General features: G+C 63.9%; 20 protein-coding genes. 11 read left to right on the top strand and 9 right to left on the bottom strand.

The annotated features are described in order from the left end of the window. The first annotated feature begins 74 nt into the window (after window positions 1-74). From glmU to AC1DVN_RS11665, 5 genes are all read left to right on the top strand, one after another. Entirely contained in the window at window positions 75-1,526 is a 1,452-nt protein-coding gene (glmU, locus tag AC1DVN_RS11685; RefSeq protein ID WP_019744653.1) for a bifunctional UDP-N-acetylglucosamine diphosphorylase/glucosamine-1-phosphate N-acetyltransferase GlmU, read from the top strand. A 72-nt stretch (window positions 1,527-1,598) separates the two neighbouring features. Continuing rightward, window positions 1,599-2,579, top strand: coding sequence for a ribose-phosphate diphosphokinase (locus AC1DVN_RS11680; protein WP_019744654.1), 981 nt, complete (start codon window positions 1,599-1,601; stop codon window positions 2,577-2,579). Between the two features lie 239 nt (window positions 2,580-2,818). Beyond that, window positions 2,819-3,475, top strand: coding sequence for a hypothetical protein (locus AC1DVN_RS11675; RefSeq protein ID WP_024487329.1), 657 nt, complete (start codon window positions 2,819-2,821; stop codon window positions 3,473-3,475). Window positions 3,476-3,553: 78 nt separating this feature from the next. Further along, a complete protein-coding gene (locus tag AC1DVN_RS11670) occupies window positions 3,554-5,134 on the top strand; it encodes an SLC13 family permease (RefSeq protein WP_019744656.1) in 1,581 nt (526 codons plus the stop codon). Then, window positions 5,134-6,021 carry a cyclase family protein gene (locus AC1DVN_RS11665; protein WP_046378955.1) on the top strand — a complete coding sequence of 296 codons (888 nt, stop codon included), beginning with the start codon at window positions 5,134-5,136 and terminating at the stop codon, window positions 6,019-6,021. Before AC1DVN_RS11670 ends, AC1DVN_RS11665 begins: the two co-directional genes overlap by 1 nt. A 3-nt stretch (window positions 6,022-6,024) precedes the next feature. Here the strand turns inward: AC1DVN_RS11665 and AC1DVN_RS11660 are convergent, their stop codons facing one another. From AC1DVN_RS11660 to AC1DVN_RS11635, 6 genes are all read right to left on the bottom strand, one after another. Further along, window positions 6,025-7,230 carry a PQQ-dependent sugar dehydrogenase gene (locus AC1DVN_RS11660; protein WP_046378956.1) on the bottom strand — a complete coding sequence of 402 codons (1,206 nt, stop codon included), beginning with the start codon at window positions 7,228-7,230 and terminating at the stop codon, window positions 6,025-6,027. Window positions 7,231-7,362: 132 nt separating this feature from the next. Beyond that, complete coding sequence (egtD, locus tag AC1DVN_RS11655) at window positions 7,363-8,334, bottom strand: L-histidine N(alpha)-methyltransferase (protein WP_029255892.1); 972 nt, start codon at window positions 8,332-8,334, stop codon at window positions 7,363-7,365. Beyond that, on the bottom strand, window positions 8,331-9,077 hold the full coding sequence (gene egtC, locus AC1DVN_RS11650) for an ergothioneine biosynthesis protein EgtC (RefSeq protein WP_020908572.1): 747 nt from the start codon (window positions 9,075-9,077) through the stop codon (window positions 8,331-8,333). The genes egtD and egtC overlap by 4 nt, the downstream gene beginning before the upstream one ends. A 1-nt stretch (window position 9,078) precedes the next feature. Then, window positions 9,079-10,386 carry an ergothioneine biosynthesis protein EgtB gene (gene egtB / locus AC1DVN_RS11645; protein WP_477846225.1) on the bottom strand — a complete coding sequence of 436 codons (1,308 nt, stop codon included), beginning with the start codon at window positions 10,384-10,386 and terminating at the stop codon, window positions 9,079-9,081. Then, window positions 10,383-11,606: an ergothioneine biosynthesis glutamate--cysteine ligase EgtA gene (egtA, locus tag AC1DVN_RS11640; RefSeq protein WP_047888912.1), complete on the bottom strand. Its 1,224-nt coding sequence runs from the start codon at window positions 11,604-11,606 to the stop codon at window positions 10,383-10,385. Before egtA ends, egtB begins: the two co-directional genes overlap by 4 nt. Window positions 11,607-11,684: 78 nt before the next feature. Continuing rightward, the gene (locus tag AC1DVN_RS11635) at window positions 11,685-12,959 is read right to left on the bottom strand and encodes an APC family permease (protein ID WP_046378959.1); all 1,275 of its coding nucleotides are present in this window, start codon (window positions 12,957-12,959) and stop codon (window positions 11,685-11,687) included. A gap of 14 nt (window positions 12,960-12,973) precedes the next feature. On the opposite strand from AC1DVN_RS11635, the gene AC1DVN_RS11630 reads away from it, so the two are divergent. Then, entirely contained in the window at window positions 12,974-14,155 is a 1,182-nt protein-coding gene (locus tag AC1DVN_RS11630; RefSeq protein ID WP_047888913.1) for an aminotransferase class V-fold PLP-dependent enzyme, read from the top strand. Between the two features lie 82 nt (window positions 14,156-14,237). Continuing rightward, window positions 14,238-15,698: an FAD-dependent oxidoreductase gene (locus tag AC1DVN_RS11625; RefSeq protein ID WP_283308624.1), complete on the top strand. Its 1,461-nt coding sequence runs from the start codon at window positions 14,238-14,240 to the stop codon at window positions 15,696-15,698. On the opposite strand, the gene AC1DVN_RS11620 is transcribed toward AC1DVN_RS11625, so the two are convergent. Next, window positions 15,695-16,900: a GAF domain-containing protein gene (locus tag AC1DVN_RS11620; protein WP_019744666.1), complete on the bottom strand. Its 1,206-nt coding sequence runs from the start codon at window positions 16,898-16,900 to the stop codon at window positions 15,695-15,697. The genes AC1DVN_RS11625 and AC1DVN_RS11620 overlap by 4 nt on opposite strands. A 290-nt stretch (window positions 16,901-17,190) precedes the next feature. Here AC1DVN_RS11620 and AC1DVN_RS11615 point away from each other — a divergent pair, with 290 nt between their 5' ends. Further along, window positions 17,191-17,799, top strand: a complete 609-nt coding sequence (locus tag AC1DVN_RS11615) for a 50S ribosomal protein L25/general stress protein Ctc (protein ID WP_020908579.1) — start codon at window positions 17,191-17,193, stop codon at window positions 17,797-17,799. A gap of 106 nt (window positions 17,800-17,905) precedes the next feature. Continuing rightward, the gene (pth, locus tag AC1DVN_RS11610; RefSeq protein ID WP_003946229.1) at window positions 17,906-18,478 is read left to right on the top strand and encodes an aminoacyl-tRNA hydrolase; all 573 of its coding nucleotides are present in this window, start codon (window positions 17,906-17,908) and stop codon (window positions 18,476-18,478) included. Between the two features lie 3 nt (window positions 18,479-18,481). On the opposite strand, the gene AC1DVN_RS11605 is transcribed toward pth, so the two are convergent. Further along, the gene (locus AC1DVN_RS11605; protein ID WP_031331014.1) at window positions 18,482-20,116 is read right to left on the bottom strand and encodes a fatty acyl-AMP ligase; all 1,635 of its coding nucleotides are present in this window, start codon (window positions 20,114-20,116) and stop codon (window positions 18,482-18,484) included. 353 nt (window positions 20,117-20,469) lie between these two features. Between AC1DVN_RS11605 and AC1DVN_RS11600 the strand changes: the two genes are divergently transcribed. Then, window positions 20,470-22,074, top strand: a complete 1,605-nt coding sequence (locus AC1DVN_RS11600; protein ID WP_135000451.1) for a peptide chain release factor 3 — start codon at window positions 20,470-20,472, stop codon at window positions 22,072-22,074. Further along, the gene (gene pnuC, locus AC1DVN_RS11595) at window positions 22,074-22,724 is read left to right on the top strand and encodes a nicotinamide riboside transporter PnuC (RefSeq protein ID WP_477846226.1); all 651 of its coding nucleotides are present in this window, start codon (window positions 22,074-22,076) and stop codon (window positions 22,722-22,724) included. The genes AC1DVN_RS11600 and pnuC overlap by 1 nt, the downstream gene beginning before the upstream one ends. A gap of 92 nt (window positions 22,725-22,816) precedes the next feature. On the opposite strand, the gene AC1DVN_RS11590 is transcribed toward pnuC, so the two are convergent. Next, a complete protein-coding gene (locus AC1DVN_RS11590; RefSeq protein WP_306294056.1) occupies window positions 22,817-23,008 on the bottom strand; it encodes a hypothetical protein in 192 nt (63 codons plus the stop codon). Window positions 23,009-23,051: the final 43 nt, after the last annotated feature.

The following is a 23,051-nucleotide window of genomic DNA, read 5'->3' as shown; positions in this document are numbered from 1 at the left end:
ATTTTCCGAGCGGAAATGCGTGTCTTGATCGACAGCTTGATCGACAGTTTGATCGACAGAGGGAGCTCAAACCAGTGCAGACCGCCGTGATCGTTCTCGCAGCGGGTGCCGGTACACGAATGAAGTCGAAGACTCCCAAGGTCCTCCACACTCTTGCCGGACGCAGCATGCTGGCACATTCGCTTCACGCGGCAACCTCACTGAACCCCACGCACCTGGTTACCGTCGTCGGTCACGATCGTGAGCGTGTCACCGAAGCAGTCAACGCAGTCGCGGGTGAACTGGGCCGGCCCGTCACCGTCGCCGTTCAGGACGAGCAGAAGGGCACCGGGCACGCCGTCAGTTGCGGACTCGAAGGTCTGCCGGCCGACTTCGCCGGAACCGTACTCGTGACGGCCGCCGACGTGCCGCTGCTCGACGGCAAGACCATCGCAGACCTCCTCGCTCAGCACACTGCCGCCCCTGCGGCTGCGGTCACGGTGTTGACGTCGACGGCCCTCGACCCCACCGGCTACGGACGGATCCTTCGTACGACGGACGGCGAAGTCAACGCCATCGTCGAAGAGAAGGAAGCCACCGATTCGCAGCGCTCGATCACCGAGGTCAATTCAGGTGTCTACGCCTTCGACTTCGAGACTCTGCGCGATGCGCTGGCGTCTCTCGACTCCAACAACGCACAGCACGAGTTCTATCTCACTGATGTGATCATGATCGCCCGTCGCGCGGGTAAGCGTGTTCGCGCGCAGCACATCGCGGATTCGGTTCTCGTCGCGGGCGCCAACGACCGCGTGCAGCTCTCGACGCTCGCCCGCGAGATGAACCGTCGGATCCTCGAGACGTGGATGCGTGCCGGCGTCACCGTCGTCGATCCGGCGAGCACGTGGATCGATTGCGGCGTGCACATCGCACAGGACGTGACGCTCCTACCCGGAGTTCAGTTGACCGGCACAACGTCGGTGGGCGAGGACGCCGTGATCGGCCCCGACACCACCTTGGACAACGTGAGCGTCGGGGAGCGCGCGCAAGTCGTCCGCTCGCACGGGACCGACTCCGTGATCGGAGCCGACGCGACCGTCGGTCCTTTCGCCTACCTGCGGCCGGCTACACGCCTCGGTGACCACGGGAAGATCGGCGCATACGTGGAAACGAAGAACGCGGACATCGGCGAGCATTCGAAGATTCCGCATCTTACCTACGTCGGCGACGCCACCATCGGCCATCACAGCAACATCGGGGCTTCGAGCGTCTTCGTCAATTACGACGGCGTGAACAAGAGCCGTACTGTGGTGGGGTCGCATGTGCGAACCGGTTCCGACACGATGTTCGTCGCCCCGCTCACCGTTGGTGACGGCGCATACACCGGGGCCGGAACCGTTCTGCGAAACGACGTACCGCCAGGGGCGCTTGCCGTCTCGGGTGGTTTGCAGCGCAACATCGAGGGCTGGGTTCAGAAGAATCGTCCCGGCACGCCCGCGGCCGATGCTGCAGCAGCAGCTGCACAACCTGACGGCCCTGCAACAACCTGACAGCCCTGCACTACCTGACAGCACAGATCACCACCAGATCGACCGGCAAGTACAAAAGGATGGCATGAACCAGTGACTGCGAATTGGATCGACAACCAGAAGAACCTGATGTTGTTCTCGGGTCGCGCACATCCCGAGTTGGCGGAGCAGGTGGCGAAGGAACTCGACATCCGCGTCACCCCGCAGACCGCGCGCGACTTCGCGAACGGTGAGATCTTCGTTCGATTCGAAGAGTCGGTTCGCGGCTCCGACGCGTTCGTCCTGCAGAGTCATCCGGCACCGCTGAACACGTGGGTGATGGAGCAGCTCATCATGATCGACGCTCTCAAGCGTGGATCGGCAAAGCGCATCACCGCCGTTCTTCCGTTCTACCCGTACGCCCGCCAGGACAAGAAGCACCGCGGACGCGAGCCGATCTCCGCTCGCCTGATCGCTGACCTGCTCAAGACTGCCGGCGCCGATCGCATCATCACGGTCGACCTTCATACCGATCAGATCCAGGGCTTTTTCGACGGCCCCGTCGATCACATGCACGCACACAGCCAGTTGGCCAACCATATTCGCGCGGGCTACAACCTCGAGAACATCACGGTGGTCTCCCCCGACTCGGGCCGCGTTCGCGTCGCCGAGAAATGGGCCGACTCGCTCGGCGGAGCGCCGCTGGCGTTCATTCACAAGACGCGCGATCCCTTGGTACCCAACCAGGTCAAGTCCAACCGCGTCGTCGGTGATGTCGAAGGTCGCACCTGCATCCTGATCGACGACATGATCGACACCGGCGGAACCATCGCCGGCGCGGTCAAGGTACTCAAGGAGGCCGGAGCGGGTGACGTCGTCATCGCTGCAACCCACGGCGTCCTCTCCGACCCTGCTGCCGAGCGCCTGTCGACGTGTGGCGCAAAGGAAGTTGTTGTCACCAATACACTTCCGATCGACGAGTCGAAGAAGTTCCCGACGCTGACGGTGCTGTCCATCGCACCGCTGCTGGCTCGCACCATCAAGGAAGTTTTCGAGAACGGTTCTGTGACTTCGCTGTTCAACGGCAGCGCCTAGTCTCACGCTGCTCTACGGGCGCGTACCTGTGACTTCACGGTCACTGGTACGCGCCCGTCGTCGTCTTCGTGAACACCACAGAAACAGACCACCCGGTCATCATGAAACCACCTGTGGGACACACGAATACCACCGAATACGGCATTCAGCATGATCTTGATCACGCCCACGACCAGAAACCCAGGTCGATGTTGGGGCGGTGTTCACCGCGCCGCAATCTTCGCCTAGTGTGGCTCGTCGTGATCGACGCGCAAACCCTGGAATCCCGGCCCGAATCTCATTCCCTGAATTCATCAGTTCCGACGATCCGGCGGTGGCGCCCAGGATCTTGTGTCTGGTGCGGAGACGACAACTCCGTGGACATGTTCCGCAACGAACCCCGCTGTGGAAAATGTCGTGAAAACGAAGGCATCATCGACGACGCGAAGCGCTTCCTCGGTATGTACGGTCTGCGCCCGCTCGGCGGCACGCTGCAGTCCGACGACGACGAAGAACGCGAGTACCGCGTCAACGCTCGCGAGGCTCGCCGAGTTCTGAACGAGATCCGCATGGACGTCCTTCCCGATGCGGCCGCCGTTCGCAAGGCAATTCGGCCCCGTGCCGCAACGGTTGTCGCCGACACGTCACCCGCACGGGCTTCCCGCCCCGCCAGCACGGGCACAGCGACGCGCGTTGCCGCTCCGGTCAAGACGGACACCGTGGACATCGACACGCTCCAGGCTCGCGTCCTAGGGCTTCTCGATCAGCTCGGTTCGATCGACGAGCAGATCAAGGTCGCCGAACTCGCACAAGGGTTGCCGGCGCGCGCGCGACTGAGCGATCTCAACAAGCAGAAGGCCACGGTTCTTCGCACGCTGGCCGCTCTCGAGAAGGCTCGCATCGCCGCCTCCAACTAATTCCTTCGCGTCCGTCCCACGGCCCCGTCTCCCTTGCGAGACGGGGCCGTTCTGTATGAGCAGGTACCTTTACGAATCGTGAATGACATCACCATCACCTTTGTCGTGCTTGCACTGGTCGTGGCGCTGTTCGTGATCGGCCGAATCCCGGTCGGCATCATCGCGATCGGCACTGCCCTGGCGCTCTACGCCACCGGTGTCATCACGATGGAGCAGGCGCTTGCCGGATTCGGCGATCCCACGGTGGTGTTCATCGCCGCGCTCTTCGTCGTCAGCGAAGCCCTCGACGCCACCGGTGTCACCACGTGGGCGGGCGAGAAACTACTGGCGAAAGTCGGCGAATCCCGTGTCCGCCTCTTGAGTGCGATCATGTTGCTGGTTGCCGCGTTGACCGCATTGATCAGCGTCAACGGAGCCGTAGCCGCGCTGGTGCCGATGGTGGTCGTCTTGGCAGTGCGTCTCGGTAAGTCGACGTCACAACTGCTTCTGCCGTTGGCATTTGCCGCCCATGCCGGTTCGATGCTCACCTTGACCGGAACACCGGTCAACATCATCGTTTCCGAAGCCGCCGAGGAATCCGGGGCCGGTGCTTTCGGGTTCTTCAGTTTCACCTTGGTCGGTGCGCCGCTCGTTTTGGGAACGATCGCGATCGCCGTACTTCTCGGTCCTCACGTCCTCCCCCATCGTGCGGGGACGTCGATGTCGCCTGACCTGAGCCGGCACGCCAAGACCCTCGCGAAGCAGTATCAGTTGATGGGCAAGGATGCGCCGTCCGCAGAGCCCTTGATCACCAAGCACGACGGTGTGGTCGAAGTGATAATCCCGCCGCGCTCGGAAATGATCGGCGACAGGGCCTTTCCCGGCATGGTGACCGACAGTGGCGATCTGGTGATCCTCGCGGTCCAGCGTGCCGGTGAGGACTGCGGCCCGAAGGGCGTCAAGTTGGCGGCAGGTGACACGCTCCTCCTGCAAGGCAGCTGGGACGATCTCGACACCCACACCGCGGTCGATCCGAATGTCCTCGTGGTCGACGCACCTGGTCAGATCCGTAAGCAGGCAGCGCCGTTGGGAACTCGCGCGGTCATCGCCCTCGTCGTCGTCGCGGCGATGGTCGTGTTGCTGACCTTCGGATTGGTGCCGTCGGCGATAGCCGGACTCCTCGCGGCGTGTGCGATGGTTTTGTTACGAGTGATCAGCGTGGAGCAAGCGCATCGGTCCATCTCGTGGACCACGTTGATTCTCGTCGGCGGAATGATCCCGCTCTCGACCGCGATCCAGCAGACCGGCGCAGCCGAGAAACTCGCTCATGCCTTCGTCGACGTCGTCGGTGGTGCAAGCCCGTATGTCGTCGTCGCCGGACTCTTCGTCGTGACGGCGACGCTGGGTCAGCTGATCAGCAACACCGCGACCGCGCTGATCATCACGCCGATCGCCATCTCGGTCGCCGGCGAACTCGATATCTCGGTGCTGCCCCTTCTGATGACGGTGACTGTCGCTGCCGCAGCCTCCTTCCTGACGCCCGTCGCCACTCCCGCGAACATGATGGTGATGGGACCTGGCGGATACAAGTTCGGCGACTACTGGAAGCTCGGACTCCCGATGTTGTTGTGGTTCCTGGTAGTTGCGACGGTGTTGATCCCAGTGATCTGGAGTTTCTGATGTGCTCACCGAAGGTGTTGTCGGAGGTCTACGAATCGATCGGACGAGAGGGCAGGAAAGTCAGCCGACGATCGATGTTCGCGGCGCTCGGCACTACTGCGCTCGGTGCGACCGTCGTGGCCGGCGCGGTGCAGCCCACTGCGTCGGCAGCGCCATCGGGTCGGACCATCGTCGATCTGACCCATGTACTGACGCCGGATTTCCCGGTGTGGCCGGGCGCGCGCTCGTTCGAGATGAGGAACCTGGCGAAGATCGCCGACGCCGGCGGGTCCATGGGCTCGCTCGGGTCCTCTGGTTTCGGCGGAAACTTCTACCTCAACGAACTCCGCCTCGAGGAACACACCGGTACGCACATCGACGCGCCCGCGCACGCCAGTGCGGACGGAATCACCGTCGAGAAGATTCCGGTCGCCGACCTCGTCGTACCGATTGCGGTCGTCGATATCAGCGCCCGAGCCGCCGTCGACCCTGACGCGTTGCTCACCCATCAGGACATCCTCGATTGGGAAGCCGTCCACGGGACGATCTCTCCTCGCAGCCTGGTTGCGATGAACTCGGGTTGGGATACCCGGGCCGGTGCCGGCGGAGCCTTCACGAATCGAGATGTACACGGCGTGCAACACACTCCGGGATTCGCCCCCGAAGCGATCGACTTCCTCGTCCGCGAGCGCGACATAGTGGCCGTGGGTTCGGACACCCTCAGCATCGACGCGGGCCGAAGCACCACCCACGGGGCTCACCGAAGCGCTTTGGGCTCAGGAAAGTACGCAGTCGAAGCCCTCGCGAACCTGTCCGCACTTCCGGCCGTCGGCGCCACGGTGATGGTGGGAGCGCCGACGCATGCGGGTGGTTCGGGTGGTCCGTGCCGGGTCATCGCCTGGTATTGAAGATCAGGGCGTTGGCGTCACCCGCAGCACCTTGTCGCCTGCTCCGTTGTCGGTGGTCACCAGGAGCGAGCCGTCCGGCGTCGGAGTCACCGAGCGCAAGCGCCCGAACTGGTTCACCAATCCGAAGGTCTGCGCGTCGACCGAGCGTCCGTCGGCACTGAGGCGGAGGAAGATCAGTTCCTTGCTCTTGAGACCACCCATTACGAGTGCACCGTCCCAGGCGCCCCACGCCGCTCCGCCCGTGAAGGCAGCGCTGGCGGTAGCCAACGTGGAGCTACCCGAACGCCACACCGCCGCAATTGCTCCCGGCACTCGCACGGGATCGGTCATCGGCACGGATTCGTCGTACGTTCCGGGAAGCCGATCCGGGCGGTAGCCGTAATTTCCGCCGGAGGTAAGCAGGTTGACTTCGTCGTCGACGCTTGTGCCCTGTTCAACCGAGTAGACCCGACCGGTTCCAGGTTGCACGGCCAAGCCTTGGACGTTGCGGTGACCGAGCGTGTAGACGGGACTGCCTGCATTCGGATTCCCCGCTGCTGGAGATCCGTCGGCGTTGATGTGCAAGACCTTGCCGCCCAGCGAATTCGGATCCTGCGGGACGCTCGGCGTCGCGGTGTCACCCGTCCCGACGAACAGCGTCCCGTCCTGGGCCGCAAGAATTCGGCAACCCCCGTGACGCCCGGACGAGACCGGGATCCCTGGCAATACGGTTCCGGTCCGCGTGAGGGCGGTCCATCCGGCGTCGACGGTCCACGAGATCACTCGAACGTCCGTGACTCCCCCAGCACTGAATCCCTGGCAGGTGTAGAGGGTGCGCGACTGAGCGAAGTCACGGGCAAGCGCGATGCCCATGAGCCCGGTTTCGGACTGAGCGTAGAGATCCGAAAGGTCAGCAGAGACTGGACCTGTCGTGTTGTCGCCTCGGCGAACGAAGAATCCGCCGGACCGTTGTCCCGTCAGGATCGCGCCGTCCGGGGCTGCCACGACGTCCCAGGGGTGATCGAGTCCGTCGACGAGTGTGGTGACCGACAGCTGCGGGAGGGTGTTCTCGATGGGGATGTCCGGGTCGTCACCGCCCAGCGATCCGGTACTGCCGTTGCCGAAACTGCCGGGGTCGAAGGGGAAGGGTTGAGCCACGCTCTGCGTTACCGGCATCACCAGTACTGCAGTCAGGGCCACGGTCAATGCGGCGAGCTTCGGATGACGCACGCGTTCTCCTCGGGTCGGAAACCGTTCTGCGCCTCACTATAAACAGACAAATCGGTCTGCGCTGCCGGAACCGAGCGCACAGAAGTCGTTCCCAGACGCGGAAACCCGCGTTTCGAGTCGATTAGTGAACGCTCACGCCCGCTGCGCGCACAACAACGCGAAGCGCTGATCCTGATCCGTCCACACCTTCCGCACCCCGAAGCCCGCGGATGCGAGCTCCGCGGCAATCCCGTCCTCGGTGAACTTCGCCGAGATCTCGGTGCGCAGCTGCTCGCCCGCTGCGAAGGTGATCTCCAGATCCAGGTCGTCGATATGCACCGAGAGTTCACGAAGTGCTTCCAACCGCATTTCGATCCACTGGTTCTCGGCATCCCAGAGCGCGACGTGACGGAAGTCTTCCAAGGGAAAGTTCGCTCCCAGTTGCTTGTTCAGGACCGCGAGAACGTTGAGGTTGAACTGGGCAGTCACGCCGGCAGCGTCGTCGTAGGCGGGCACGAGAACCGCCGGATCGATCACCAATCCCACACCCAGGATCAGGTTCTCCCCCGGAGCGAGCACCGCTGCGATCCCCGAGAGGAACTCGGCTCGTTCTGCGGGAACGAGATTACCGAGAGTTCCGCCGAGAAAAGCGACCGCGCGCCGTCCACCACCGGGCAGATGATGCAGCGAACCGGTGAAGTCGCTGACCACTCCGAGCACGTCGATTCCGGGAAACTCGGCGCCGACTTGCTGCGCCGCGCCTTCGAGGGCCGTCACCGAAACATCCTGCGGTACATACGTTCGCAGAGTTCCGCGAGCCGTCATCGCGTCGAGGAGTAACCGCGTCTTCTCCGAGGAACCTGAACCCAGTTCGATCAGGATCTCGGGTTCGGTCAACGCCGCGATCTCGTCGGCGTACTGCGTGAGCAGGCCGCGTTCGGTACGGGTGGGGTAATACTCGGGTAAGGCCGTGATCTCCTCGAACAGTTCACTTCCACGCGCGTCGTAGAACCATTTGGGCGAGAGCCACTTCGGCGTTGCGCTGAGCCCCTCCCTGGCCTCGGCTCGCAGTGCGTCGACCGATTCGGCCGGTGTCAGATAAACCTCGAGCGTAGGGGTTTTCATTTTTCTCCCATCGGGATCGGGGTGATGATCACATGGCCGGGACGCGCGCAGACGATGTGCCGGTCCGGCACCTGCTCCCAGTCCGGGGATCGATCGAACGGTTCGGAAACGATCAGGGCCCGCGACTCGTCGACCCGCGTGTACAACGTGTGGCCCCACGCCGTGGCCCACAGTTCCTGCCCGTCGCCGAACAGGAGGTTCAATCGTGAATCCGGCGCCGCCGCAGCCACATCGTGAACGAGGCTCGTCACGGCGACCTCCGCGGGCTTCGACTTCAACCGATGCCGAAGCACTGTCCACAACAAGGCAGCATCCGTCGGGGCGGGCATCTTCAGCAGTTCGACGGCCGGAACTTCTGCCGCCAAGTCGGCAAGTGATCCAGGCCAACCGGATACGGCTCCGTTGTGACTGAAGGCGTAGGTTCCGTCGACGAACGGTGCGCAGGCACCGATCTCGACGGCCATCCCCTCCGTCGCGGAACGCACGGCGGCGAGGACGGCTCCGGAACCTATGTGGGACAACGTCTCGTCGACTGTCGGGTCCGACCAGATCGGCGAGATACTGCGGTACCGTCCCTGCCTTCCACCGTTCCACCACACCGCACCGAATCCGTCGGCATTGATGGTCCCGCCGCCACGCATCTCGCGAGGTGCCCACGACTGTCGCATCAGTGAGTTCTCGCCGTCGTGGATGAGTTCACGAACCGAACGTGGCGGCCCGAGATACCCGAGGTGCCGACACATGTCAGGGTCTACCCGAAATCGTTCTGGCGCAACGAAAACCCGAGAAGATCTGGCGCCTGATCGGATGGTCCCAGTTACGGAACGTCCCACGACAGGCAACACTGTCGGTCCCGAACGATCCCCCTCGCAACACCTTGTAGTCGCCGCCGAAGAATACCTCCGAGTACTCCCGATACGGGAAAGCCCGGAAACCCGGATACGGATGGAAACCCGAAGACGTCCACTCCCATACGTCGCCGATCAACTGCTCGACACCCGCTGCTGACGCCCCTGCTGGGTACGAGCCGACGCCGGCGGGGCCGAGATGGCGTTGACCGAGATTGGCGAGATTCTCGTCTGCGGAGACGTCCCCCCAGGGGAACCGTCGTGATCTTCCGGATTCCGGATCCCAGCGCGCGGCCTTTTCCCATTCCGCCTCGGTGGGAAGCCGTTTGCCTGCCCAGCCGGCGTAGGCCTCGGCCTCGTAGTAACTCACATGCACGACCGGCTTGTCCGGCGGAACCGGAGCCTCGACGCCGAAAGTCTCGTGCCACCAACCCGAACTGTCGTGTTCCCAGAACAGGGGTGCACGAAGTTTCGCGTCGACGCGATGCCGCCAACCGTCGCGAGACCACAGTTCCGGTCGGGAATACCCGCCGTCCTCGATGAATTCGACGAACTGCCCGTTGGTGACCGGGAATCTGTCGATCGCGAAGTCGGTGAGATAGACCTGATGCGCAGTGCGCTCGTTGTCGAGTGCCCACGGTTCGTCGTCGGTCCCCATGACGAAGGGGCCGGCGGGAATCGTGACCTCGTCGAGTTCCGGCATGCGGGCCGCTTGCGGAGCGGGTGTCGCAACGAGTGCCGTGGGTCCCGAACGCAATTGGTGTGTCGCGAGCATGGTTTCGGCGTGTTGCTGCTCGTGCTGCGCGATCATCCCGAAGGCAAAACCGTCCACGTCGAGTTCTGTACGACCGAACGTGCTGGCTTCGAGCACATCCCAGACCTTCCCACGGACCGTACGTACGTATTCGCGCGCCTCGGCCGGGTTGAGCAGGGGAAGTGTGGGTCTCGACGATCTCGAATGCTTGAAAGCGTCGTACAGCTCGTCTATGTCGCTACGCACCGGATCGCGGCCACCGACATCGCGAACCAACCAGAGTTCCTCCTGATTACCGATGTGCGCCAGGTCCCACACGAGTGGACTCATCAACGGGGAATGCTGAGCGATCAATTCGGTATCGTCGACGCAGTCGGTGAGTAGCGTCGACCGCTCACGCGCTCGCAGAAGTACGGCCTCGACCGCTTCCTTGGTGATCTCCCCCGTCATGTGTCGCTCTCACCGGGCACTATTGCGCGACAACACCGTTCGGCTGCGGCATCGAGAAGACGAACGAACTGCGGCTCCGGCGCGTACGACGCGGCAAGCGACATCAGAGAGGTTGCAGCCGAACGCAGTTCGACATCGTCCAATCCGTACTCCGCCGCGTCCCGCCACCGCCCGGCCGTCGATGCTGCAGCATCACTGGCCTCCCGCATCACGGCAGGCCCGGACAGCAACGCATCGATCGCTGCTACCGGTACTCGCCACAGATCTCCCGGCTGCGCATCGATGTAGCGAACCTCCAGATGGCCGACGGCGCGAACCGGCGGGAACAGCGTGGACAGGTGATAGTCCAAGTCTGCCCAGACGGGTCGGCGTCCGATCTCGGCATCCACAGCGCCGTCTATCCAGTCTCCGAAAGTGGCACCCCGCGGAGCCGTCCAATCGTCACCCTCGTTTCGCACACACATCAGCGGAACATCGAGCGCCCAGCCGGCATAGTCCTGCACTTCCGGGACTGCGACAGTTCGCCATGAATCGAGTTCGAGCCACGTCCGCATGCGTTGGGACGCCCAATCTCCCTTCGGAACCCCTTGCAAGCGTGGAGAACACGCAAACGCTGCGATGAGAGCCGGGCCCATGTCCCCGAGGAGCCGCCAACGCTGGGCGATGGACTCCGGGCTGCCGCCGGCATCGACACTGATCTGTACTGCCGCGGTATTGCACATCATCAAGGTGCCGTACGGTCCTATCCCGGCGAAGCGGGATTCCATTGCGCAATAACGCGGCAGCCGGAGAATCCGGGAAGGTGGGCGGGCGACGTCGGCCGCCGCCGAACTGATTTCGATGGAGTACGGCGCGAGGAGTGTTTCGAGAGTACGACGGTCGTCGTCGAGGCAGTCACACAGTTCGCGAGCGGACGTGCGCGGCGCTGAGGAGAGTTCTATTTGTCCGCCAGGTTCTACGGTGACGAGGCTGCCACGCGGAAGCGGTGCCGCCGGTGAATCCGGGTCGATACTGGTGGGTGCATGTCGCCCGAGTGCCCTTGCCAGAGTCGCGGCTGACGGCCTCTCTCCACCGGGAACGTGGCTGGTCAGCCACTCGAGCTCAGCTCCTACCAAGCGGGGTGGCCCCTGTTTGAAGCACACACCACCGACGTAGGCCTCGGCCGCAGGACGCGAATCCACCTGCGTGGTCTGTGCTGCTGTCAACGCTGTTGTCACCATTCGACTTCCCCTTCGGGCGGTCTTCGCGGTCGCTACCGACGATAGAACGCCAACGTCCGAGATGCACCCTTTGTGGTGTTACGTGTCGTTGAATTTCTTCAGTCGTATCCACCGGTACCCACAACCGGCCAGAACAACACCTACCCCGAAAACAACCGCAATCCACGGAAGTGTGACCACCAGAACGACACAACCAGCCGCGCCGACCGCTTGCAGCCACTTCGGATACATCCGGTCCACCCCGCGCTGGCTGTACGCACTCACGTTCGCGACAAGGTAGTAGAGCAGCACTCCGAACGACGAAAAGCCGATCACCCCACGAAGATCGGTTGTCGACACCAAAACGATCACGACAGCACCGACCACAAGTTCCGCATGGTGAGGTACCTCGAACCGTGGGTGGACGGCTGACAGGGCAACCGGCAGATCACGCTCGCGTGCCATCGCCATCGCCGTACGGCTCACCCCCGCGATCAGAGCCAGCAGCGCCCCCGCCGACGCCGCAGCGGCACCGATCACCACTACGGGAACTGCCCAGTTCCACCCGGTCGCGCCCACTGCATCGGCCAAGGGCCGTGCCGAGTTCGCCAGCCGATCAGGTCCCAACGTCACCAACAGCACCACTGCTACCAGTGCATAGAGGATGACGGCGACGGTGAGAGCAATCAGGATCGCCCGCGGAATCGTGCGGCGCGGATCGCGCACTTCCTCCCCCAGCGTCGCGATCCTGGCGTAGCCGGCGAAGGCGAAGAACAGCAGCCCCGCCGATTGCAGGACTCCGTACCACGACCCGAACGCGAGATCCGGGAGCTCGCGCACTGCACCAGGACCGACGACGGCAACCAGCAGCGCTACGCACAGTGCTGTCGCCGACACAGCGACGATCACCCTGGCCATGTGCGCCGTCCGCGTCACTCCGCGGTAGTTGACTGCAACCAGCGCCGCCACCACCAATACCGCGACGGGAACACGCCAGGCGGTAGGCGCAACATACGTCGCGAAAGTCAGGGCCATTGCCGCGCAACTCGCGGTCTTCCCGATCACGAACGACCAGCCTGCGGCAAACCCCCACCAGGGTCCGAGCTGCTCACGTCCGTAGACGTAGGTCCCACCTGACGTGGGGTATCTGGCCGCAAGCTGCGCCGACGACGTCGCGTTGCAGAATGCGATGAACGCTGCAATCGCCAGGCCCACAAGCAACCCGGTACCGGCTACTGCGGCAGCGGGCGCGAACACCACGAAGACTCCGGCGCCGATCATCGCGCCGAGGCCGATCACCACGGCATCGACCGTGCCCAGCCTTCGCTCCATCGGGACAGCTTCGTTCACAGGTAGTTTGAACCACACCGACATGAACGGAAGGTGCCATGTTCGATCTCGACACGATCCGCCGCGACACTCCCGGATGCCTCGACAAGGTGTTCCTCGACAGCGCGGGATCCTCGCTCCCGCCCGAGCCGGTGCTGACCACGATGATCGAGCACCTGCGACGTGAAGCCGACGTCGGCGGATACGTCGCAGCTGCTCGTCAGAGCGGCGCCCTGGCTGCTGTTCCGCATTCGCTGGCCCGGGTCATCGGCGCTCAGGCAACCGATATCGCGTTGACGGACAGCGCGACCCGCGCGTGGAACGACTTCTTCGCCTCGGTTTCGCTCGGACCTGGTGATCGAATCCTCATCAGCGGAGTCGAATACGCGAGCAACGCCATCGCCGCCCTGGGGCGGGCGCGTTCGACCGGCGCCCACGTCGAGATCATCCCGAGCGATCAGTACGGACGCATCGACCTCGACGCACTCGAGAACATGCTCGACGATCGGGTTCGCCTCGTCTCCGTCGTCCACGTCCCCACCAACGGCGGCCTGATCAACCCCGTTTGCGAGGTCGTCGAATTGGCCAGAGCCCATGGCTCTCTCGTTCTGCTCGACGCGTGCCAGTCCTTCGGCCAGTTGCCCATCGACGTCACCGAACTCGGCATCGACGCCCTCAGCGCCACCGGCCGCAAGTGGCTCCGCGGGCCACGCGGAACCGGATTCCTGTACGTCCGCCCCGGACTCGTCGACGCGCTCGAACCTGCTGCGATGGATCTGCACGGAGCGGAATGGACGAGCGAGAACAGCTTCGTCCCTGCACCGGACGCAACACGATTCGAACTCTGGGAGACGAGTGTCGCTGCGCGCCTGGGTCTTGGCGTCGCCGCCGATTATCTGCTCTCGATCGGCACCGACACGGTGTGGGCACAGATCGAATCCAGAGCAGTCGCGCTGCGGCAAGGGCTGGCATCGATTCCCGGAGTCGACGTCCACGATCGAGGGACCCAGCTGAGCGGCATCGTTTCCTTCACCGTCGAAGGTATTTCCGAGCACCTCGTGCGGGATCAGCTTGCAGCACAGAACATCACCGTCACCGTCAGCGGTCGCGGGTCCACGCTCCTCGACATGGATGCACGCGGGCTCGACGCCGTGGTTCGCGCATCGCCGCACTACTTCGTCGACGAAGCGGACCTGGACGCATTCCTTAGCGCGGTCAGGAGATTACAAACCTCCCGTTGACCGGGACCACACCTGATCCGCGGAAGTCGAAACTGCAACTGTGTGGCGATCAGTAGTTTCGTCTTCCGAAAGGACGCTTCGCATGGCCGACTCGACCGTCAGACCGATCTCCGCTGCAGACATCACCACCTGGGACTACGAGGCCGACGTCGTCGTCGCGGGATACGGCATCGCCGGCGTCACCGCTGCGATCGAAGCAGCGCGTGCGGGCGCCGAGGTGCTCGTCCTGGAGCGGACGGGCGGTTGGGGCGGAGCCGCGTCACTGGCTGGTGGATTCATCTACCTGGGCGGTGGAACGCCGTTGCAGAAGGCGTGCGGGTTCGAGGACTCGGTCGAGAACATGAAGACGTTCATGAAGGCAGCGCTCGGCCCCGGAACCGACGACACGAAGATCGACGCGTACTGCGAGGGCAGCGTCGATCACTACAACTGGCTCGTCGACGCCGGCGTCCCGTTCAAGGAATCGTTCTGGGGTCAGCCCGGCTGGGAACCGCCGTACGACGACGGCCTCATGTACTCAGGCGGCGAAAACGCCGCACCGTTCAACGCGCTCGTCGATCCCGCGCCCCGCGGACACGTCCCGCAGATGAGCGAGAAGAAGACCGGCGAGCAGGGCGGCGGCTACATGCTGATGAAGCCACTCGTCGAGACGGCCGAAAAGCTCGGTGTCCGTGCAGAATACGATCTGCGTGTCCAGACTTTGGTGGTCGACGGCGATCGGGTCGTGGGAGTTGTCGCCAAGCGCTACGGCAAGGACGTCGCGATTCGTGCCCGCAAAGGCGTCGTGCTTGCGATGGGCAGTTTCGCGTACAACAACGAGATGGTGCGCTCGAACGCACCGCGTATCTTCGGCCACCCGGCGGCCTCGATCGAAGCGCACGACGGCCGCGCAATCCAGATCGGTCAGGCTCTGGGCGCCGACACCGCACACATGGACGCCACCGAGGTCGCGTTCTTCTGCGACCCACAGTTGATGGTGCGCGGCATTCTTGTCAACGGCCGTGGTCAGCGATACATCCCCGAAGACACCTACCCGGGCCGCATCGGACAGGCAACACTGTTCCAGCAGGACAACCAGGCATTCCTCGTGATCGACGAAGCTGCGTACGAGGAAGGCATGAATGCCGAATCGTCCAGTGCGCAGTTGCGGGCGCAGCCGACCTGGGTGGCGGAAACCGTCGAGGAACTCGAAGCCGAGATGGGGCTTCCCGCCGGATCGCTGCAATCGACCGTCGACCTCTACAACCGTCACGCGGCTGAAGGGTCCGACCCGGTGCTCGGCAAGAAGTCCGAGTGGGTCAAGCCGATCGTCGGCCCGTTCGCGGCAATCGATCTACGTGGCCGCACAGGCGGATTCACGCTGGGAGGATTGAAGACAACCGTCGATTCCGAGGTTCTGCACGTCTCGGGTGCGCCGATCCCCGGACTGTTCGCAGCGGGGCGCTGCACGTCCGGTGTCTGCGCAGGTGGTTACGCCAGCGGAACCAGTCTCGGCGACGGCAGCTTCTTCGGACGTCGTGCCGGAATCAGCGCAGCGCGCTAGGTCACCACAACCCGCACGCCGTCGGCAAAGCGGTACGGCTGAGTCTGCAGAACCGCGCCGAGGTGTTTCCTCAATCTGGACACCTCGGCGCGCACTGCCACCACATGCTCGCGATCACCGAAGAGCACTTCGCTCAGGCCTGCGGCATCCACGCCAGCCGATCCCACAGCTGCCAGCGCACGCAAGATCTGAGCGTGACGCGGCGAAAGCGCGCGCGTCCAGTTTGCATCACCACGCACCGTCACCTGCGGCGATGCACCGAGGGACAGCTCGAGCTCGATCACCGGCCCGCCGACGCCGGTGCGCAACAGCCAGCCGTCACCGAGCGGCTCAGGCAGACACATCCCAAGACCTGGCACGATGACGGGCTTTCCCGCACTGGGTGCCGCCACCCGGTCAGGCGCGGCAATCCCGCTGGCGCCAGCCACCCAGCCGAACTCGTCGACCACCAATGCCGGACCCGTGCCCGCCGCGAACAATGGCGCCGCCCGCGAGCGCAGGCGATCGAGCTGAGCTGCATGCTCGCGCCACAGCGTCGCCTCCGCGAGGCGAACCGCGGTGCGAACCAGCGCGACAGTGGTGGGATGCACCGAGGCTGCGGACCCGCTGATGTCCACCACGCCCAGGATCTCGCCTGTCCGGGGGTCGTGCACAGGCGAGCCGGTACATGACCAATTGTGATGCGTCGGCGCATAGTGCTCGGCCGAGAAGAGTTGCACCGCAGAATCTTCGATCAGCGCGGTACCGATCGCGTTGGTACCCACCGACTGCTCCGACCAGCGCGCGCCTTCGGCGAACCCGAGTGCGTCCGCCGCACGTTTGACGGTCTTCGCCCCCTCGCGCCAGAGCAGGACACCGTCAGCGTCGGCAACGACCACGATGAAGCCTGCGTCCTCGGCGACCTCGGTGAGCGTGGTTCGCAGTTCGGGCAGAACGCTGCGCAGCGCGGTACGCGAACGCCTCGACTCCAACTCGGAGAAATCGGCGACAGCGGACGCGCCGCAATGATCGGGCGCGAGCCCACCCGCAGCCACCCGCGACCACGACCGCGCCACGACGGTCCGCGGCTGCGCCGGTGGTTCCTGCCCCGAGAGAACTGCGTCGTGCACCCGGCTCAGTAGGCGCGCATGCTGCGACAGGTCGGTACCCGGCACGACGGCACCGAGCCGACTGCCTTCGGGAGCGCTCCCCACGGTGGTCACTCCGTCAGGCTACCGCTTTCGATGTGACGCGAACCACGTCCACACGGCCAGGTCCCCACCACCTGCGATTAGCGGCGGGGAGCAAACTCCGGTAACGTATCCAAAGTTGTCTCGGCGAGGGTGAATCGCAGCAGTTCCACACGTTGCAGGTTTACCGTGATCGACGCGGCTACGGCTCAGCTCGAGCGTTTCGCTCCTGGCCGTGTGCGCGCCTGTCCGCCTTGCCGCAGGCAAAACCACACGTCAGTAAACCGAGCACGAACCCCGTGAGTTGTAGGAGCCGTTTCATCATGTCTGAAGAAAACAACCTCGTCGCCGTCGTCCGCACCGAATTCGGCAAGGGCGCAGCTCGCCGCGCACGTCGCGACGGCCAGGTCCCCACGGTTCTGTACGGCCACGGCGAAGATCCCCGCCACCTCAACGTGCCGGCTCGCGACTTCGCTCGCATCCTCCGCGCACAGGGCACCAACGCCATCCTCACCCTCGACATCGAGGGCACGGAGCAGGTTGCACTGACCAAGTCGGTCGTCGTGCACCCCATCCGCAGCTACATCGAGCACGCTGACCTCCTCGTCATCAAGAAGGGCGAGAAGGTCACCATCGACGTTCACGTCGTAGTCGTCGGTGACGCTGCTGCAGGCACCATGGTCGCGCAGGATGCATCGACCATCTCCATCGAGGCAGACGCCCTCCACATCCCCGAGCAGATCGAGGTCTCGGTCGAGGGCCTCGAAATCGGCACCCAGATCCTGGCAAGCCAGCTCGAACTGCCCGCCGGCTCCGTCCTGCAGGCTGACGCCGACACCCTGATCGTCAACGTCGTTGCTGCACCGACCGAGGCTGACCTCGAAGAGGGCGCAGAAGCTCCCGCCGCCGACGAGGCTGCAGAAGAGGCCTGATCCTCTCGGTTCCAACAGAACTCACTGCGCGCGGCGCGTCATTCCGATTCGGAGTGACGCGCCGTTCGTGCGTAGCAGGAAAAAACAAGCCAGAAAGTAGCGTCCGTTGAGCACAGATACCGCCCTCGTCATCGGCCTGGGTAATCCCGGCCCGCAGTACGAGAAGACCCGGCACAACGTCGGCTTCATGGTCGCCGGCACCCTTGCCGGGCGCATGGGCGGAAAGTTCAACGTACACAAGAAGAGTGGCGCCGAAATCGTCGAAGGTCGCCTCGCCGGACGACGCGTGATTCTCGGAAAACCACGCTCGTACATGAATCTCTCGGGTGGCGCGGTCGCCGGTCTCGCGCGATTCTTCTCGGTCGATGCCGCGAACATCATCGTCGTCCACGACGAACTGGATCTCGATTTCGGGACCATCAGACTCAAACTCGGCGGCGGCGAAGGCGGACACAACGGTCTGCGGTCCATTTCGAGTTCGTTGACCACCAAGGACTACCTGCGCACGCGCGTCGGGATCGGTCGCCCGCCGGGCCGCATGGACCCGGCGGACTACGTTCTCAAGCCGTTCTCGTCCACGGAGCGAAAAGAACTCGATCTCGTGTGCGAAGAAGCTGCGGATGCAGTCGAGCTACTGCTCGAACTCGGGCTCGAAGCCGCACAGAACCGCTTGCACTGACAGTCAGTTACCCAGCAGGGCAGCCGAATTGGCGCGGCGGAGCTTTCCCGACGACGTCTTCGGAATACTGCCGGGGCCCAGAACCGCAACGGCGCGAGGCCGGACACCGACGTCGGCAACCACGGCGTGGACCACTTCGCGCTCGATGCGCTTGACCTCTTCCGGATCTTCGAAAGCGTTGGTCTCGACGGCGACCGCAAAGCTCTCACGCTTCTGGCCGGCATCGAGACGGATTGCGACGGCATTTCCCGGGCGCACACCGGCAACGCTTCCGGCCGCCCGTTCGATGTCTGTGGGGTACACGTTCCGGCCGCCCATGATGATGACGTCCTTGACTCGCCCGCACACCACGACCAGTCCTTCTTCGGTGAAGTACCCGACGTCACCGGTATCGAGCCAACCGTCGGAGTCCTGCGCCGGCTTGTGACCTTCCACCGTGACGTAACCGGGGGTCACTGCCTTGCCGCGAACCTCGATGATTCCGACGCCGCGAGCCGGAAGCACCTGGCCGTCGCGGTCGACGATGCGTCCCTCGAGGTCAGGCACCATCTTTCCGAGTGTGGCGAGGGCACGAGCGTTGGGGCGATTGGACGGCACCGCCCGAGACATCGACTCGAGGAAGTCGGGATCGACGTAGTCGAGGACCTGACCTTGATCGGGATCCGGAATCGACACGGCGAGCGTGGTTTCCGCCATTCCGTACACGGGAGCGAGCGCGGTCGGGTTCAAACCGAAACGCGCACCGGCCTCGGCGAGGGCATCCATCGTGTCGGGATCCACCGGCTCGGCGCCGTTCCACATGTATCGGACGCTGGACAGGTCGACTGCCCCGTCTTCTGCTTGTGCGAGTCGACGAGCCAAGAGCGAGTACGCGAAGTTCGGTGCGGCGGTGACAGTTCCGCCGTACTTGCCCATGAGTTCCGCCCACAGCACCGGGGTGCGCAGGAAATCCATCGGCGTGATGCTGATGACCTCGGCGCCCACCTGCATCGGAACCGTGAGGAAGCCGACCATGCCCATGTCGTGGAAGAGCGGAAGCCAGCTCACCATCACGTCGTCCTCGATGGAGAACTTGATGCGGTTGATCATCGCGTACGCATTTGTGTAGAAGTTCTCGTGCGTGATCTGCACGGCCTTGGGCGAACCGGTGGAACCTGACGTCAACTGTTGGAGTGCGATATCCGATTCGGCCGTCTCCACGGGATCGATCGACGTTCCGCTACGAAGCTCGTCCACCGTCACGACGGTGATGCCACGCTCTTCGAGGAGCGGCTTGGCCGCGTCGAATGGTGCACCCAGAATGACGGCTTTTGCGGAGATCATGTCGATCACCGTCTCGGTGTCCTGAGCCCAGACGCCCAGATCCGTTCGGGGGGTCGGCTGATGCAGCATCGTCACCGACGCACCGCGCATCCACGTCGCCTGGCAGGCAGGAGCGATGTCGACGGGCTGTCCGGCGAGAATGCCGATCGCGACGCCGCGATCGATGCCGACCTCGGCCAGGCCACCGGCCATGCGCCGAGCTTCCTGGTGGATGTCGCCCCAGGTCTGACGGAAAGCGTTGTCGGGCTCTCCCGTCACCAGGCCGCGGTCGGTGACTGCGGCGGTCGCGTACATCTCTTCGGTGAACTTGCTCAACGCAACTCCTCGGTCAGTGTCACTCTTCGATTCAGTGCAACTCTTCGCAGGACACAAATGGCTGTGTGTTCGAACACACACATACATTGATAATCAGCGATCGTTCGCCGAGTGTTACGCCGCAGTGGCTACTGCCTCGTGGTCTGCGAGTATCCTTTCTCTGTTGTGCTGCCGCACTCTCCACCTGTCCGCGCACCGGCACGTCGCCGGCACCGACGCCCACTTCGAGAGGTTCTTCGTTGACTACCCCGTCCGACTCGACCGTCCCTTCCGACTCGACTGTCCAGTCCGACACCGAAGGCCCCGATTCAACCGAGAGCGGGTCGGTCGCGGTCACGACGACGACCAAGGGCTTGTCCGCCGAGGCGGAGCGTCGCCGCACCTTCGCCGTCATCTCGCATCCTGACGCCGGTAAGTCGACACTCACCGAAGCGCTGGCACTGCACGCGAAGAAGATCTCCGAGGCTGGTGCCGTCCACGGCAAGGCCGGACGCAAGTCGACGGTCTCGGACTGGATGGAGATGGAGAAGGCCCGCGGCATTTCCGTCAGTTCCACCGCACTGCAGTTCAACTACCACTCGTCCGAGACCCCGGACGAGCAGATCAACGTCATCAACCTCGTCGACACCCCCGGTCACTCCGACTTCTCCGAGGACACGTACCGCGTCCTGACCGCCGTCGACGCAGCCGTCATGCTCATCGACGCTGCCAAGGGCCTCGAACCGCAGACGCTCAAGTTGTTCCAGGTGTGCCGTCACCGCGGCATTCCGGTCATCACGGTCATCAACAAGTGGGACCGTCCCGGCCAGACTCCTCTCGAACTGCTCGACGAGATCAGCGAACGCATCGGCCTCACGCCCACTCCCCTGTACTGGCCCGTCGGCATCGCCGGCGACTTCCGAGGACTGTTGCGGCGCGGCGAAGACGGTGAGGCTCGCGAGTACGTCCGCTTCACCCGTACCGCAGGCGGCGCGAAGATCGCCCCCGAAGAGGTCATGGACGCCGACGCGGCGCTCGCCAAGGAAGGCTCCGAGTGGGAGACCGCGGCCGAGGAGAGTGAACTGCTCTCCGCTACCGGCCAGGACCACGATCAGGAGATGTTCCTCGCCGGTCAGACGTCCCCGGTGATCTTCGCGTCCGCGATGCTCAACTTCGGTGTCCGCCAGATCCTCGACACTCTCGTCGAATTGGCGCCGCCGCCGCGGGGCCGCGAAGACCTCAGCGGCAAGCCGCGCGAGGTCACCGATCCGTTCAGTGCGGTCGTCTTCAAGGTGCAGGCCGGTATGGACACCGCGCACCGTGACCGTCTGGCGTTCATGCGCATCGTCTCCGGCGTGTTCGAGCGCGGCATGGTTGTCACACACGCTCAAACCGGCAAGCCCTTCACGACCAAGTACGCGCAGACGGTATTCGGCCGTGAACGTTCCACCGTCGAATCCGCGTTCCCCGGCGACGTCGTCGGCCTCGTCAACGCCACCGCACTCGCACCCGGCCACACGCTGTACACCGAGAAGAAGGTGGAGTTCCCGCCGATCCCGTCGTTCGCGCCGGAACACTTCTCGATCCTGCGCGCCGAAAGCGCCGGCAAGTACAAGCAGTTCCGCCGTGCAGTCGATCAACTCGATTCCGAGGGCGTCGTCCAGATTCTCCGCAACGACATCCGCGGCGACGCCTCCCCCGTCATGGCGGCTGTCGGCCCGATGCAGTTCGAGGTCGTCGCAGCGCGCATGAAGGCCGAGTTCAACGTCGAGGCCAAGATGGAACCACTCGGCTACGCATTGGCCCGCCGTACCGACGCCGCGTCCGAGGTCGAACTGAACCGTCAGCGCGGTGTGGAGGTCTTCACCCGATCCGACGGTGTCCTGCTCGCCCTTGTCAGTGACAAGTGGCGCCTGCAGTACATCCAGAAGGAACTCCCGGATCTGACGCTCGAACCCCTCGTCGCTGCTGCGGACTGATGAGCCTGATCGAGGCGCTGTTCGACGCTGAACTGCACATCGGCAGCGCCACGATTCTCTGGCGAGAGATCATCGGAAACGCGTTCGGAATAGGCTCCGCGATCGCGGGCGCGCGACGCTCGGTATGGGCGTGGCCTGTCGGTATAGCCGGAAATGCCTTGTTGTTCACGGTCTTCATGGGCGCACTTTTCCACACGCCGCAAGAGCTCAATCTCTACGGCCAGGCCGGCCGTCAGTTGTTGTTCATCACCGTCAGCGTCTACGGGTGGACCCAGTGGCGACGTGGGGCACTTGACTCCGGTCGCGCAGTCCTGCCCCACTGGGCGACAACTCGCGAGCGAGTCGCCATGATCGCCGTCATGGCAAGCGGCACAATCGCTTTCGCCTGGATCTTCGACCTTCTCGGCTCGTACGGAGCGTGGGCGGAGGCCTGGATCTTCACCGGCTCGATCCTCGCGACGTACGGGATGGCACGCGGCTGGACCGAGTTCTGGCTCATCTGGATCGGCGTCGACGCTGTCGGCGTTCCCCTTCTATTCCGGGCAGGGTACTACCCGTCGGCGATCCTCTATCTGGTCTATGCATTCTTCGTTCTGTGGGGCTTCGCGATGTGGCTGCGCATTCAACGCCGAACTCCACAAGGGGTGTAACAGTAAACAGACTCCTGGTATGTTTGCGTCGATTAAGCAAACCAGCGGTCTGTTTACGGGCATCAGGAGCGAACAATGGAAGACAAGAATTCTCACGGAATAACGGGCCCCAACGGTTCCGGCAACGGATCGAGAGCCAGTAGTTCCGCGAGTAATGGTTCTGCGAGCAACCTTCCCACGGGTAACGGTTCTGCGAGCAACCTTTCCACGAGCAACGGTTCCAGCAGTGCCACCGCCACAGCGGATTTTCTGTCGACCGCACCCAAGCAATCGGATGCATTCACGTTTCCGCTTCCTACCCGAACCACGGCCGCACACAGCAGCGGA

This window comes from Rhodococcus sp. P4_E4 (assembly GCF_056401575.1).
The sequence above is the reverse complement of the archived record's forward strand: the minus strand, read 5'-3'. Positions and strand labels throughout refer to the sequence as shown.

Bases quoted from the DNA above. Each gene is read 5' to 3' on its own strand.
- AC1DVN_RS11665 (WP_046378955.1), top strand. From the start codon at position 5,134: ATGTGCTCACCGAAGGTGTTGTCGGAGGTCTACGAATCGATCGGACGA.
- egtD (WP_029255892.1), bottom strand. From the start codon at position 8,334: ATGAAAACCCCTACGCTCGAGGTTTATCTGACACCGGCCGAATCGGTC.
- egtC (WP_020908572.1), bottom strand. From the start codon at position 9,077: ATGTGTCGGCACCTCGGGTATCTCGGGCCGCCACGTTCGGTTCGTGAA.
- egtB (WP_477846225.1), bottom strand. From the start codon at position 10,386: ATGACGGGGGAGATCACCAAGGAAGCGGTCGAGGCCGTACTTCTGCGA.
- egtA (WP_047888912.1), bottom strand. From the start codon at position 11,606: ATGGTGACAACAGCGTTGACAGCAGCACAGACCACGCAGGTGGATTCG.
- AC1DVN_RS11635 (WP_046378959.1), bottom strand. From the start codon at position 12,959: ATGTCGGTGTGGTTCAAACTACCTGTGAACGAAGCTGTCCCGATGGAG.
- AC1DVN_RS11630 (WP_047888913.1), top strand. From the start codon at position 12,974: ATGTTCGATCTCGACACGATCCGCCGCGACACTCCCGGATGCCTCGAC.
- AC1DVN_RS11625 (WP_283308624.1), top strand. From the start codon at position 14,238: ATGGCCGACTCGACCGTCAGACCGATCTCCGCTGCAGACATCACCACC.
- AC1DVN_RS11615 (WP_020908579.1), top strand. From the start codon at position 17,191: ATGTCTGAAGAAAACAACCTCGTCGCCGTCGTCCGCACCGAATTCGGC.
- pnuC (WP_477846226.1), top strand. From the start codon at position 22,074: ATGAGCCTGATCGAGGCGCTGTTCGACGCTGAACTGCACATCGGCAGC.